Origin of the sequence: Streptomyces sp. NPDC049954 (genome assembly GCF_040656295.1) — a bacterium.
In the GTDB taxonomy this organism is placed as follows: domain Bacteria; phylum Actinomycetota; class Actinomycetes; order Streptomycetales; family Streptomycetaceae; genus Streptomyces.
In genome coordinates, this window is record NZ_JBFALS010000018.1 from 34,741 (window position 1) to 48,255 (window position 13,515).

General features: G+C 68.1%; 13 protein-coding genes and 2 pseudogenes. 6 read left to right on the forward strand and 9 right to left on the reverse strand.

Features of this window, described 5'->3' with window-relative positions; translation table 11 throughout:
* Positions 1 to 2 precede the first annotated feature (2 nt).
* Both AB0J21_RS30005 and AB0J21_RS30010 read right to left on the reverse strand, forming a co-directional pair.
* Positions 3 to 833, reverse strand: a pseudogene (locus AB0J21_RS30005) (IS5 family transposase).
* 187 nt (positions 834 to 1,020) lie between these two features.
* Positions 1,021 to 1,416: a GNAT family N-acetyltransferase gene (locus tag AB0J21_RS30010; RefSeq protein ID WP_363149300.1), complete on the reverse strand. Its 396-nt coding sequence runs from the start codon at positions 1,414 to 1,416 to the stop codon at positions 1,021 to 1,023.
* A 259-nt stretch (positions 1,417 to 1,675) separates the two neighbouring features.
* Here AB0J21_RS30010 and AB0J21_RS30015 point away from each other — a divergent pair, with 259 nt between their 5' ends.
* From AB0J21_RS30015 to AB0J21_RS30030, 4 genes are all read left to right on the forward strand, one after another.
* A complete protein-coding gene (locus AB0J21_RS30015; protein WP_363149301.1) occupies positions 1,676 to 1,957 on the forward strand; it encodes a LysR family transcriptional regulator in 282 nt (93 codons plus the stop codon).
* 942 nt (positions 1,958 to 2,899) lie between these two features.
* A complete protein-coding gene (locus AB0J21_RS30020) occupies positions 2,900 to 3,214 on the forward strand; it encodes a hypothetical protein (protein WP_363149302.1) in 315 nt (104 codons plus the stop codon).
* 38 nt (positions 3,215 to 3,252) lie between these two features.
* Positions 3,253 to 3,597, forward strand: a complete 345-nt coding sequence (locus AB0J21_RS30025) for a hypothetical protein (protein WP_363149303.1) — start codon at positions 3,253 to 3,255, stop codon at positions 3,595 to 3,597.
* A 392-nt stretch (positions 3,598 to 3,989) separates the two neighbouring features.
* The gene (locus AB0J21_RS30030; protein ID WP_363149304.1) at positions 3,990 to 4,136 is read left to right on the forward strand and encodes a hypothetical protein; all 147 of its coding nucleotides are present in this window, start codon (positions 3,990 to 3,992) and stop codon (positions 4,134 to 4,136) included.
* A gap of 668 nt (positions 4,137 to 4,804) precedes the next feature.
* On the opposite strand, the gene AB0J21_RS30035 is transcribed toward AB0J21_RS30030, so the two are convergent.
* Together AB0J21_RS30035 and AB0J21_RS30040 are read right to left on the reverse strand one after the other, a co-directional pair.
* Positions 4,805 to 5,671 (reverse strand): GNAT family N-acetyltransferase, encoded by an 867-nt coding sequence (locus AB0J21_RS30035; RefSeq protein WP_363149305.1) that lies wholly within the window; start codon positions 5,669 to 5,671, stop codon positions 4,805 to 4,807.
* A gap of 129 nt (positions 5,672 to 5,800) precedes the next feature.
* Positions 5,801 to 6,805, reverse strand: a complete 1,005-nt coding sequence (locus AB0J21_RS30040) for an aminoglycoside phosphotransferase family protein (RefSeq protein ID WP_363149306.1) — start codon at positions 6,803 to 6,805, stop codon at positions 5,801 to 5,803.
* Between the two features lie 117 nt (positions 6,806 to 6,922).
* On the opposite strand from AB0J21_RS30040, the gene AB0J21_RS30045 reads away from it, so the two are divergent.
* The gene (locus AB0J21_RS30045) at positions 6,923 to 8,323 is read left to right on the forward strand and encodes a serine hydrolase domain-containing protein (RefSeq protein ID WP_363149307.1); all 1,401 of its coding nucleotides are present in this window, start codon (positions 6,923 to 6,925) and stop codon (positions 8,321 to 8,323) included.
* A 90-nt stretch (positions 8,324 to 8,413) separates the two neighbouring features.
* Here the strand turns inward: AB0J21_RS30045 and AB0J21_RS30050 are convergent, their stop codons facing one another.
* Positions 8,414 to 8,866 (reverse strand): GNAT family N-acetyltransferase, encoded by a 453-nt coding sequence (locus AB0J21_RS30050; protein WP_363149308.1) that lies wholly within the window; start codon positions 8,864 to 8,866, stop codon positions 8,414 to 8,416.
* Between the two features lie 110 nt (positions 8,867 to 8,976).
* A complete protein-coding gene (locus AB0J21_RS30055; protein ID WP_363149309.1) occupies positions 8,977 to 9,444 on the reverse strand; it encodes a MarR family transcriptional regulator in 468 nt (155 codons plus the stop codon).
* A 249-nt stretch (positions 9,445 to 9,693) separates the two neighbouring features.
* Here AB0J21_RS30055 and AB0J21_RS30060 point away from each other — a divergent pair.
* A protein-coding gene (locus AB0J21_RS30060) for an IS5 family transposase (protein ID WP_363149364.1) occupies positions 9,694 to 10,577 on the forward strand; the annotation gives its coding sequence in 2 pieces (ribosomal slippage) (positions 9,694 to 10,114 and positions 10,114 to 10,577; 885 coding nt in all).
* A gap of 23 nt (positions 10,578 to 10,600) precedes the next feature.
* On the opposite strand, the gene AB0J21_RS30065 is transcribed toward AB0J21_RS30060, so the two are convergent.
* The 3 genes and pseudogenes from AB0J21_RS30065 to AB0J21_RS30075 form a co-directional block, all read right to left on the reverse strand.
* Positions 10,601 to 11,509, reverse strand: a complete 909-nt coding sequence (locus AB0J21_RS30065) for a GNAT family N-acetyltransferase (protein WP_363149310.1) — start codon at positions 11,507 to 11,509, stop codon at positions 10,601 to 10,603.
* Between the two features lie 398 nt (positions 11,510 to 11,907).
* On the reverse strand, positions 11,908 to 12,390 hold the full coding sequence (locus AB0J21_RS30070; protein WP_363149311.1) for an NUDIX hydrolase: 483 nt from the start codon (positions 12,388 to 12,390) through the stop codon (positions 11,908 to 11,910).
* Positions 12,391 to 12,462: 72 nt separating this feature from the next.
* A pseudogene (locus AB0J21_RS30075) lies at positions 12,463 to 13,379 on the reverse strand (LysR family transcriptional regulator).
* Positions 13,380 to 13,515 lie beyond the last annotated feature (136 nt).

Below are 13,515 nucleotides of genomic sequence, written 5' to 3' on the forward strand. Positions count from 1 at the left end.
GATTACGCTGCGATGAGGTTCTCGATGGTTTCGGCCCGGGTGGTCTTGCGGTCCGATTCGTGGCTCCACCGCGATGACTGCCCGGCGAGTCGGACGAGCATCAGACGAATCATCGCGACCTTGATCATGGCCTCGGAGGCCGCCGTCAGCCGTTCGTAGTCGCGGGCCAGCCGACGGTTTCGGACGAGCCAGCCGAAACTCCGCTCCACCACCCACCGGCGGGGCAGGACCTTGAAACCCTTGACGTCGTCGGTCCGCTTCACGATCTCGACGACGATGTTCAACGTATCGCGGGCCCATGAAAGGAGCGTGGAATCAAGTGGCGTATCCGCCGTCGGCCCACACCAGGCTGACCGTGCGGAAGCCGGCGGCGAGCCGGGCCAGGACGGCGCGGCCTCCGGCCCGGTCCTGAACGGAGGCGGAGGTGACGGCGACGACCAGGAGCAGGCCCATCGTGTCCACGATCACATGTCTCTTGCGGCCTGTCGTCCGCTTGCCGGCGTCGAATCCGCGGGCCTCGCCGCCCTCGCTGGTCTTGATCGACTGGGCGTCGATCACGGCGGCCGACGGCTCGGGATCGCGTCCGGCCCCGATGCGGACCTGACGGCGGAGCTCGTCGTGGACCCGGTCCCAGGTGCCGTCCCGGCGCCACTTGGTGAACCAGCGGTGGGCCGCGTCCCAGGGCAGCAGATCGCGCGGCAGCATTCGCCACTGGCAGCCCGAGCGCAGCACGTAGAAGACCGAGTCGAGCACCAGCCGGTCCGGATACTTGCGCACCCCGCCGCCTTTTCGCAGGTCACGACGGGAAGGAGCGGCTGGATGATCTCCCACATCTCATCGGTCAGGCTGGACGGATAGCATGGGCCGCTGACGGCCTCGGAGTTGTCGCACTGGCACACACCACGTGATCATTCCGGGGCCGCCGCCATGCCCGTGGCAGAACGCGACCTCTCACGCGCTGTACATGACCAGCCACCCGACAGCCTCTCAGGACAGTCCCCAGGCCTGGGAGGCCCAAGGTCACAAGGCGATCAGTCCTGCCGCCGTCTCTCTGAAGCCGCAGACATCGAAGTAGAACGATCGCAAGTGCTCTTCGAAGTCGACATGCAGCCACTCGCACCCCGCAGCACGGCATCCCTCGGCAGCTGTCTTGACCAGCTCAGCTCCCACCCCGTTTGAACGATTGCGCTGAGCCACGACCGTGTCCAGGACGAACGCATGGACGCCGCCGTCCCAGGCGACGTTAACGAAGCCGACCAAATGATCATCGTCCCAGGCGCAGACCCAGCCGAGACTGTGACGTTGAAGCCTTGCCCGCCAGTCCGTCTGGCCGACCGGGTGATCGAACCCTTCGGCATGCAGCTTGTTGAGAGCTGAATTGTCGACGTTGCCCCGCCACTCATACGTGATCGTCATGATCCGAACCTAGTGACCACCTCCGATTCCGCTACCGGGCAGGCCAGGAAAGTGACACGCAGCTGGGAATCCAGCAGATGACACGGCCTGAGAAGCCCGAGAACCGTCGAGGTCAGAGACGCGGCAGGTGACACGGGTCGCGGAAACCTACAGTTGTGGGGTCTCACATTTCGCGGCATAAGCTCAGCTCCGATGGCATATTGGCGGCACTTATGCCGTCTTCGGGAGACTTCCTGGTCAAGGTTTGTCACCTTTTCGAGTGACGGAGGGTCTGAACCGCTCCGCCCTGCGCGCCGCTGATGAAGCCGAGGCTCTTCCCGCCATCCTCCGCGAAGCTCTCACCAGCCCGTCCGCGTGGCAGCGGCTCTCGCGCTTCATGGCAGCTCGGTCCTGTCCCACCTTCACCGATGCATCCCGAGACCTCGGCATCCATCCGTCGGCTTTGGGGACCCGGATCAACCGCCTCGAAGCGGACCTCGGCAGCCCCTCTTCGAGCGAGCCGAGCGCAGCCGGGCCATCAGACGGACTGCGTTCGGGGTAGAGGTCGCAACTGCCACCAGGAATATCAGGGGCGGGGCAAGGACGGGACACTACAGTCCGAGACGGGAGAGGGGGCGTGATGGCGTTGAACAAGAAGGGGTCCCGACGGATCACCGTCGACGAGACCGAGTATCGATGGCGAATCCGCAGGAAGCCTTCCTACATGCAAGGACTGTGCTGGACAGCGCTGACTTTCGCGGTGGAGATCGCCGATGCCGACCAGCCCGGCACGACTTTGGTTGTCACCAGCGGTCAGCCGCATCCCAGCAACTGGTTCGATATCAAGGCAGAGCCCATCCGGCCGGCTGGCGTCACCGCGAGCATCCGCGAGGCACGAGCGCAGGGCTGGAACCCGGCGAACTGCGGGGCACCCTTCATGCTCGACCAATCAGCGGGATTCACCCCCCAGGCCATGAGCCCGAGACAGGCCGCGAGAAGCCTTCAAGGCCGCGCAACTGAAAGTTCACCGCTTACTGAAGGACGGGTCACACGGAGTCGTCGATCCGGTGGAGGAACTGGTGAAACTCTCCGTTGTCGAGCAATCCCATGATGACTTTGGCCATTGACAGGACCCCGGGCTCTTTAACGATCAAGCCGTCCGAACACCAGAAATACCGACCGTTCAGTGCCTCCCCAGTGCCTCCCCAGTGTCGGCCCAGCGGGTCATCAGCCGTTCGACCTCAGTGACCGTGAAGATCGCTGTGCTCCAGCGTGAAGCGTCCGGCAGACGGACCTCCGCATCGACACTTCGTCCAGTGCCTCGAACGGATCTGGAAGGAAGAGCATCTCCAGCTCTCCGGCGCGAACTCGGTAACAGGCACCATCCCAACCGGCGTTGAGTGGGGTGATGTCGTCTCTTTCTGCCACTTCGGGAGCGTCCCAGCAGGTCGGGCCTGTCACAACTGAGATCTGCCCGGGGTGGAAACCCCGCCATCATGGTCAGGTGACGACATGGATGCGCTGCTACTGGGACGAGGAAGACACCTGGTTCTACGTCGAGGTCGACGCGGAAGGCTGGGTAACCCGGCAAGTCGAGCTCCAGGGAACTGAACTGGTCCCCCTCGCAGCGGCCTCCCTTGACGAATGGCAGCAGGCCCAGGACGCAGGCCGCCTCGATGAGTACGACAGCGGGTTCGGGATCACCGCTGAACTGCCCGTCTCGGAGTGGGAAGGACACGCCCCCGAGACGCTGACCTCCGAGCAGTTCGAGGAAGTCTGGGGCCCTGCCCGTCGGCAGATCGCATCTCGCCGCCGATGATCTTCGGACCCCCGGAGGCTTCTTGGCATCATCGCGACATGACCCCGAGCCTTCCCCGCACCGTCCGAGCCGTCGACACCGCTCAGCTTCTGGACCTGACCCAAGAGGCCGCCACGCACGGATTCAGCCAGCGGCTCCCGGTCAACTGGCTCCAGAAACACCTCGCCGCAGAGGCGACGCACTACCTGTTCCCTACACTCGTGCAGCGGCTCAGGCACCGACCTGAGATGCCGCAGCAGTGGAGGTGCCAACAGTTGCTGACAGTCAGGACCGGTGAACAGATCTGGGGTCTGCTCGATGTTCTTCCAGACACTTTCGACAAGCTTCCGGAGACCCTGGACGCTGGGTCCAAGAAGGCTGTAGTCCAGCAGAGTCATCGTTGAAGCTTCTCGTCCTGAATGGGCTGGTCGGGGTGCTGATGTGACGTTGTTCCGGGGAGCGCTTGCTGGTCGTGGGCGGCAGTCCGAGGTGCAGATCGTCCGGCAGCGCGGGTTGGTGGATTTCCGCCCGTCGTCGAAGAGGCCGCTCCTACGGTCCGGCGCAGGACGGGCCTCGGAGTGGTGGCGCGGCTCACCGCGCGGCAGGCGGATCTGGCCGGACTCGAACGGGAAGGGGGGCTGGCCAGGCAACGGGCCGAGCGGGACCAACTCGTCCTGGCGGAGTGGGTATGTGCAGCGAGACGAGCGAGCGGACTGCCGACGGGCGACCGGGGCCGGGTCGTCGGCCATTGAGGTGGTCGGTCGGCCGGTGCGGCTGGTCCCCGGCAGGGGCGGGGGTGTCTGGGGCTGCGCTGCCGACGGGCTCTCAGCGCCTTCCGGTAGTTGTGCGGCAGGCCGCCGGTCCCGTCGTCGTGCGGCAGAACGTCGAGGTGCTGGGCCTGAACATCGAGGCGCGCGGGAAGCGGGAGCCGCCGTACGAGTAGCTGAGGCAGCCGGCCGCACACACTGGCCGACGGACGGCCGCCGACGCGCCGTCAGCCATGTGCCAACCTGCTGCGACGCTACCTGAAGGCGATACGGTCGCGGGGACGGGCGGCCGCCGCCCGGGGAGGATCGCCGTGATCGTTCTGGCGTGCTCCGGTGCTCCGGTGCTCCGGTGTGCTCAGCGGCCGGCCGACATGGCCGACGGCAACGACGTCTCCGCCGCGCGGCGTCGGCGCGATGAACTGATCGGCCTGTTCGCCGTGAAGGGCTGCGAGTGGTCCGTGCCCCGAAGAAGATCGTCCGGCGAGGCGCCGAGGTCGTCCTGATCGACGGCACCCACAGCCCACCCGGTGCCGCATCGGGAAGGCCAACCGCCCCAACTGCTCGGGCAGGCCTCACCGTCAGGGCCGGCACCTCCTCACCCTGGCCTGCGGCAAAGGTCACTCGCTCTGGATCTCCGTCGCCCGGCTCGGCCGCACCGGCGACGTCCGCAAGCTCGTCCAGGCGAACCTCGAAGCCACCGCCGAAGAATGGGTCACGGCCAGCATGCGCACCCGGCAGTTAACACACACCATCGTGCGTGGCGCGACACAGGCGGCCCGAGTCCGGTCCCTCGTTGATGCGAGCGCCGGACACCCCGGGCCCGCTTTGCCGAGCAGACACGGTGTCAGGCTGTCCGGATCCGGTCCCGCACCTCCGGCCGCGCCTCGAAGCCGGCGGCGTTGTACGTGGCGATGCCACCGACGTTGGAACTCGGCGTGCACACGCGCACGCTCGACGAGCCCATCTCCCGCAGCGCGGCCGCTCCGGCCACGGTGATCGCCCGACCGTAGCCGCGACCACGGTGGTCCTTGTGTACGCCCATCGGCTCGACCAGCCCCGGCTTCCCCGGGCCGGCCGACCACACCGTCACCACCCCCGCCACATTGCCCTTATCGTCATAGGCCCCCAGGCAGCGGGCGTCTGCGGAGAACGGTCCCGCCGACATCGCGCGCCGGTACTCGTGTGTGGGCCTCAAGGCGTTGAACGCCGACCGCAGGACGTTGGCGAAGTCCCGCGCCTGCTCCGGTCCGATTGCCCTGATCCGCACACCGGGGTCTTCGACCGGCTCCGCGAGGCCGCGGAAGAGCGGCGTCCACGTCTCGTCGACGCCCCAGCCCTCCTTGGTCAACAGGTCGTGAAGCAGCAGGCCCAGCGGCGCCTCGATCGACACCGCTCCCTCCGGCAGCACGCCGCGCTCAGGCAGCGAGAAGTCCTCGACGAGCCGCCGCGCCAAGCCCTCGCCCCGGAAAGCGCCTGGATCGACCGTCATCCGTATCACCATCGGCGAGTCCAGCATCCCGACCGCGAGGATCCGTCCGTTCCGGCTCCAGGTCCGGACCACCGCGGCTGTCTCGGCCGTTCCGAACCGGCAGTTCCAGCCAATGTCCCCCGAATGCAATTGCATCGGGGCTCCGTCGTACTGCCCTTCCCGCAGCGCGGCCATGGCCTGGTACGCCCCGTCGACCGCCGGCGTTCCCAGCACAATCGTCATAGCCGGGATCAGACACCCCACCCCCAAGGTCCGCAATCGATGAACCGACCGCTGGGACCGACCACCGGTCCTGCGCGCGCGAACCGGCCGTCCGTTGCGCGAGGCAGGGCGAGCGCGGTACCCCAAGGGTTAGAGCGGCGGTTCGGTGAGCATGTGACGCAGCCACCAGAGGACTTCCGCTCCTCGTGCGGGATTCTTGTCGGCGTCGTTCCCTTCGAAGAGGCGCTCCCAGGAGCAGGCCCGGCCGATGGCCGCGAGGCGCCAGGCGAGGTGCAGGGCGCGGTGCAGTTCCCCGGTGGTGAGGCCGTTGCCGGTCCACGGTTCGAGGTAGGCGTCACGGAGTCGGGGGAGGATGCCGGAGCCGAAGCGGTCGCGGGCCGCGCGAGCGGGGACCAGCAGGCTGCAGAAGGGGTGCGTGATGGCGGCGTCACCCCAGTCGAAGAAGGTGAACCGACCCGGCGCCGGGGCGAAGAGCTGCCCGTCGTGCAGATCCGAGTGGTCGAGGGCGTCGGGGATTCCGGCGCTGGACAGTTCCGCGCACCACTCGACGACTCGGGGGCGCCACGCCGCTGTCTCGCGTGTGTCGGCGAGTTCCCGGACGGCGGAGGCGCTCACCAGACGATCGAACACCTCGGGAAGGTCCGGCGTACGGTTCCCGGGGACGCCGAGTGCCTCCAACTCCTCGGTGCGCGTCACGAGCGAGTGCTGCATTTCGGCGTACTGGCTCAGCGCCTCTTCCCAGGCAGGTGATCCGGCGCGGCCGGTGTCCCACACGTCCCGCAGGAGAGGGCCACCGTCCGGCAGCAGGCACCAGCCGCGGTCTGGGGAGACGGAGAGGGGGGCCAGCACGTGCTGCGGCACCCAGCGGGACAACGCGTCGGTCAGCGGCGCCTCGAAGGCGCTCGCGGGCGGGTTCGCCTTGAACCACACGGTGCGGTCGTCGACGGGCAACCGTACGAGGACGGACCAGGGGCGCAGTCGCACCCGGCGTGGTCCCGATGCCCGTAGACCGTGAGCGTCCAGTTCGTGAGAGATCCAGTCGAGCGCCTCACCGCGCCAGGTCGCCTGTTCCCACGGTGTCACCGCCTCGGGATACGAGCCGCGGTCCACCACCTCATCCGCGTCGAGCTGCATCCGGGCATTGCACCACCCCGACCGGCCGCTCGGCATCCCGATTCCTCGTCGTACCCCGGCCTTACGTGGAGCGATACTCGCTTCTGTCGGTGGCGCGGGGACCGTTACCGTGCCGCCATGACGTCACCTCAGGACCAGTTCGCGAACGTCTCTCCGGAACCCGGGCTGTTGCCAGGGACACGCAGGGCTCTGCTGCATCGCATCGCACGGGCCCAGTCCGAGGGGAGGGCGCCCTCGTTGGTCGCCTCGGTGGTACGCGGCGGTCGACAGGTATGGAGCGGGGCGCGGACCTCGGTGGACGGGCACGGGCCGGACGGCAGCGTGCAGTACCGGGTCGGCTCGATCACCAAGACCTTCACCGCCGTCCTGGTCATGCGGCTGCGGGACGAAGGTCTCCTGCGTCTGGAGGACCCCCTCGATCGGCATCTGCCGGGGACCGGAGTCGGCGAGGTCACCGTCGCACAGCTGCTCTCCCACACCGCGGGGCTGGCCGCCGAGACCCCCGGACCCTGGTGGGAACGCACGCCCGCTTCTCTGCGGCCCGAGTTGGGCGACGTGCTGGGCGAGCAGCCGTTCCGCCACGAGCGCGGCCGTCTTCACCACTACTCCAACCCCGGATTCGCGCTCCTGGGCGCCCTTGTCGCCCGGCTGCGCGCCGCGACCTGGGACGAGGTACTGCAGCAGGAGGTGCTGGTGCCTCTCGGGCTGCACCGGACGAGCGTGCAGCCCCGGACGCCGAGCGCGGGCGGCTGGGCGGTGCACCCGTGGGCCGACGTCATGCAGTCCGAAAAAGTCGAGGACCTCGGAGTCATGGCGCCTGCCGGACAGCTGTGGTCCACAGCAGACGATCTCGCCTGCTTCGCCGCGTTCCTCATGCACGGTGACGACAAGGTGCTCTCCGGGGAATCCGTTCGGGAGCTGCGGACTCCTGCCTCGCCGAGCGGCTGGGACGAGTCGTACGGCCTCGGGACGCAGCTGAGGCGCAGGGGCGACCGTACCCTCGCGGGCCACACGGGCTCGGTGCCCGGCTTCGTCGCCGGACTGTGGACCTGTGAGGAGGACGATGTCGCCGCGGTGGTGCTGGCCAACTGCACGTCAGGGGTGGCTGCGGGATCGGTGGCCGCCGAGCTTGTCGGGATCGTGGCGGACGCGGAGCCCAAGCTGCCGGCCCCCTGGCGACCGCTCCCCGTCGTGGACCAGGACCTGCTGGCGCTGACCGGGCCGTGGTACTGGGGCACCCAGGCGGTCGCGGTCCGGTTGGCCGCCGAAGGAAGACTGGAACTGGGAGGCCTCGTGGGCGGCGGTCGTCAGTCGAGGTTCCGTCCGGTCGGCGACGGTACCTGGGTCGGCCTGGACTCCTACTACGCCGGGGAAGAGCTTCGGGCTGTGCGAGACACCGCGGGCCAGGTCACGCATCTGGATCTCGGCTCGTTCGTGTTCACACGTCAGCCCTACGACGAGGCCGCGCCAGTCCCGGGCGGGACGGACCCTGAGGGCTGGCGCGGACTCGACATCTGAGCCGTCCGGCGACAGGGCGCTCAACGCGGACCGCGGCTGATGACCTCTGCGAGCCTGTGCGCATGTTTCACGTGAAACATGCGCACAGGCTCAGAGCGCGAGCTTGAAGCCGACGTGCGAACCCTTGAAGCCCAAGCGCTCGTAGAAGCGGTGCGCGTCGGTACGCAGGGAATCGGAGGTGAGCTGAACCAGGCTCGCCCCTTGCTGCCGGGACTCTTCGATGGACCACTGCATGAGCTGGGTGCCGAGGCCCGAGCTCCGCTCCGAAGCTCGCACGCGCACCGCTTCGACGAGCGTGCGGGTGGCCCCACGCCGGGAGAGCCCGGGGATGGTGGTGAGCTGGAGGCAGCCGACCACCTCTCCCTCCCGCACCGCCACGATCAGCTGCTGGTTCGGGTCCTGTTCAAGCCGCGCGAAGGCGGCTCGGTAGGGGGTGAGGTCGTCCGGGGTTTCGCGCTGGGCGCCGAGCGGGTCGTCCGCGAGCATGTCCACGACGGCCGCGATGTCCTCGGCCGTGGCCCGTCGTATCTCAAGATCTGCCATGGGCCGAGCTTAGATGTTCGTCCGGGGCTCCCCGCGATGTCAGCAGCACGTGACGAACAGCCGGGGCGGGTCTGCCGCCGACTTGCCGCGACCGTCTCGGACCGACGGTGTCACACAGGTTGCTGAACCGTCTCCATGGCCTCCATCGCCGTGACGAGGGGGGCCAGCTGCGGGTCTTGCGCGGCATCGTCCAGGGCCGCGCGCAGAGCGGCGTCGTTCGTCGGACGGGCCTCTTCCAGCAGGTCGCGTCCGGCGTCGCTCACATCGGTGTAGATGCCCCGCCGGTCGGTGGGGCACAGGTAGCGCGAGAGCAGTCCGCGGTCCTCCAGCCGTGTCACGAGGCGAGTGGTGGCGCTCTGGCTCAGTACGACCGCCTCGGCGACCTGGCGCATCTGGAGGTGGCCGCCCTCGCCGTCGTGCTGCCTGGAGAGCACGTCGAGGAGGGAGTACTCGCGCACACTCAACTGGTGGCCGGCCTGAAGTGCGCGCTCGATGCGTGACTCGATCCGTCCGTGCAGCACGGAAAGGGCGGACCAGCTGTGGGCGAGCGCCGTCAGTGCGGGGTCGGTCGCGGTCATGGGGGGCTTCCTCCGTCCTGAGCGACTGCATTCAGGGTAGGGCATGCTCTGAAATAGTCATTGCGTGCAACTATAAAGCGCCTGCAACTATTCCGGGGTTGTCTCTTACCGCTGAGGAGTCCTGTTCCAGGACTGCTTCCAGAGCTGCCGAGGGCTCTGCCTCAGAAAGTGTTGGGTAACTGATCGCTTGCGTTCTGTTGCTGGCGGGTGGTGATCTTCGCGGGTCAGGCGCCAGCGAAGATCATCTACATGTGCGTCTGTTCCTGTAAGCCTTGCTACGAGACGTCGTTGACGGATGCTCAGTGGGCGGTGATCGAGCCGCTTCTGCCCGTGCGTGACCTGCGGCGCGGCGGCCGTCCGCTGAAGTTCTCGCGCCGGCTGGTCCTGGACACGGTGCTGTACGTGCTGGGCACCGGGTGTGCCTGGCGGCTGGTTCCGCATGACCTTGCGCCGTGGGACGTCGCCTACCGGTGGTTCAGGTCATGGGCGGCCGACGGGACCTGGGACCGGGTGCATGACGCGTTGAGGGACCGCATCCGGGTGGCCGACGGTCGTGATCCAGAGCCGTCGGCCGCGGTGCTGGACTCGCAGTCGGCGAAGTCCCATCAGGGTGGCGAGAGCATCGGTTACGACGCGGGAAAACGGGTGCGCGGGCGCAAGCGCCATCTGCTGTGGACACCTGCGGCCTCGTACTGCGCGCCGTGGTGCACTCCGCTTCGGTCCAGGACCGGGCCGGAGCGAAACTGGTCCTCACCGGCATTCGGGACCTGTTTCCGCAGGTCGGCCTGCTCTGGGTCGACGGCGGCTACGTCAACCGCGTCGATTCCGGACTGATCCGCTGGGCGGCGGACAACGAGAACGTCGAGATCGTCGCAGTACCACGCAACGCGGACGTGAAAGGCTTCCAGGTGCTGCCCCGCAGGTGGGTGGTGGAACGAACATTCTCCTGGCTGGGACGGTGCAGACGGTTGGCCCGCGACTACGAGCGCAAGACGGCGCACGCCGAAGCCATGATCAAGGTTGCGATGATCCGGCTCATGGCCGCCCGCCTCGCCGGCGAGACCATCGAACCCCACGGCCCCATCGAAGCCGAAGCGGCCCAACGTCTCACCGACGACCTCGACCACGAGTGATCAACTAGTTACCCAACACTTTCTCAGGCGACCGCCGTGGAGAGCGGAGCGAAGCGGCGGCGCCAGTCGCCCGGCAGCCTCTCGGATCCGCGCAGCATGACGGGGCTCACGGATGTACGTTCCAGCCCGCTCTCGTGGAGCCAGTCACCCAGCTCCTTGTGCCGGACATCCACGTCCACCTTGACCGGCCGAGTGCTTTCCCCCGCCAGGTCTTCGATGAGGGACTGGGCGGTGGCGGTGTCGTGGGCGATCACCGGGCCCAGGACATCGGCGTGCAGACCCGGCCAGCGCGCCGCGTAACCGACGAGCACACCGTCGTCCTCGGCGACGCGGAGCTGATCTGCGAAAGCCGGGAGCCGGGCGAGCAGCGCCGTGCGGTCGAGCCCGAACACCTCGCCGTCCAGGCGCAGAATCGCGTGAAGATCGCCGGCGGTGGCACGACGTGTGCGGATACGACGTGTGCCGATACGTGCTGTGCTCGTCGGCGCGGTGGACGGGGTGGGTGGCGGGGCACCCACAAACCGGCCTCGGTGGGTCGCCACACCTCCGGTAGTCGTGAAGCCCAGTTGCTCGTAGAGGGGCAGCCCCTGAGGAGTCGCGCTAAGGGTCAGAGGGGCGGCCCCGGCGGTCGCTGCCGCCGCGTTCACCAGTGCGCGGCCGAAACCCTGGCGCGTGTGCCGACGAGCGACCAGGAGCATCCCCAGTACGCCCAGACCAGGCCGCTCCTCCGGGCCGTAGAGCGAGAGGACACAGGCTGCGGCCAGCCCTCCCTGCGGGTCATCGACGCCGTATCCGGTGCAGGCGCTGAGCAGCAGCGACCACAGGTGGGTCTCAGGAGGCCAGCCCCGATCCTCGGCCAGAGCGGTGCAGGCGGAAAGGTCGCGCCGGGTGAGCCTACGGACTGGGAGTGGGGCAGAGGAGCGTGACGGCACGGGGTCAGGCTGACGGAGGCAAGGTAGCTACGTCCACCCCCTTTTCGGACGCCGGGCCAGAGCGTCGGCCCGGAATGTTTCACGTGAAACACGGAGTGGCGAGCGAGAAGCGTCCTGGTGCATCGACGGTGAGGAGGAGGGAATCCGGGGCGCCATCCCTGTGCCGCGTCCGTGGGCTGCCGACGCTCAGCATTACGCCGTACGCGCGGGCTGCTGGCGCTTCCGTCCGATGCGCGCGGTGGCGATCGTGGCAGGTGCGGGGCGGCCGCCGGCCCCGACCCGGTGCTGCCCTCAAGGCCGTTCCGCAGACCCAGGTGGCGTCTGGGCTGGTGTCCGGGCAAGGTCCAGAGCTGTCGACCTGGGACGACCAGGAAGGATCACGTGTCGCTGGAGCCGCGTCAGGCGAGGTCCGGGGAGAGCAGGGCACCGACTCCCTCGATATTCGCGTCCAAGTAGTGGCGCAGAGAGAGCGGGACGAGATGGACCGAGGCGATCCCGACCCTGCTGAAGGGAACTCGCACGATCTCGTACCTACCGCACGGGTTCTCGATCTCGGGGCCGTGCCGTTGTGAGAGGTCCATGGATTCGAGTCGGCAGGCGAAGAAGAGCTGCACCTTCACGCCGGTCGCGCCGCCGTCCTCGCCGATGTGTTCCACAGTGTCCACGAAGCAGGGAACCACCTCGCTGATCTTCGCCCCCAGCTCTTCGTGGACCTCTCGATGCAGGGCGTCGATCACGGTGCGGTCCTCCGGCTCGACACCGCCGCCCGGGGTCACCCAGTAAGGATCGAGTCCGGGCTTCGTGCGTTTGATCAGGACGAGATGGTCTCCGTCGAGGAGAACGGCTCGTGCGGTGCGCTTGACCACGGGGCGGACGGTCATGGAGGGAATGTGGCCCGAGTTGTTCCACGTGAAACATCGCGGGCGGCCTCGCTGCGGAGCTTGCGCCAGTTCTCAGCACCAGGTCGCTGCCGAGCGCAGCAGCCACTCGTGCGCTCTGGCGATGTGCGCCATGGCCAGGGTTCCCGTCCGCACGGCGAGGAAGTACGTACGCAGGGGAGAAACGGGGGGTTCGAGCAGGATGATCAGCTCACCCCGGGCTACAGCCGCAGCGCACAGATACCGCGGCAGTACGGTGAGACCCGCTCCGGCCACGGCGCAGGCGAGTACGGCCCGAAGGTCCGGGACCACGACGGTGCCGGAGGCCGGCGGCAGGGCGTCGAAGGCCGCAGTCCAGTAGCGGGCCACCAGCGGAAGCGATTCGTGGACCTCGACGACCGGCAGATCGTCGAGCGCCGCAGCACCCGACTCCCTCAGCAGGTACGGATGCCCCAGGCGCGCGGCCCAGCGGGGATCGGCCACCAGGACGTGCTCCTCGTCGCACAGAGCGGTGGCGGCCAGCAGGGACCCTCGCGGCCTGGTCGTACTGATGGCCAGATCATGGTGACCGGCGGCCAGTCCTTCGAGGGTCTCCTCGGCGTTGCCGAAGCCGAAGGTGACGCGGAGGCTGAAGCCCTGCCCGTCCTGGCCGGTCAGCGCGCTCAGCGCGGGAAGTGCACGCTGCGCGGTGAACTCCGGCGGCCCCGCCAGATGCAGCGTCCGCGAAGGGCTGGGTTCTTCAGCGAGACCGTTCTCCGCGAGGGCGACCAGAGCGTCCAGGTGGGGTGCCGCCTTGTGGGCCAGTTCCTCCGCCAGCGAGGCGGGGACGACCCCACGCGCCTTCCGGAGGAACAGTGGGCGGCCGAGCTGTCTTTCCAGGGTGCGGATCTGAGAGGTGACCGCAGGCTGCGAGAGACCGAGAAGTGCCGCGGCCCGCGTGAAGGAACCACCCGGTGCACGGTGACGAACGTGCGGAGCAGGGCCAGGTCCACGGTCGGCCCCTCTCCTTCCGGTCCGTCCGGACCCGCCAACTACAAATATGTCGATACCCCGCTGTCGCTGCCGTGATTGGACACTGGCAGTCGGTCAACTAGCCTGCCTCGTAAGGTCCTTCGTACAAGGAACCGG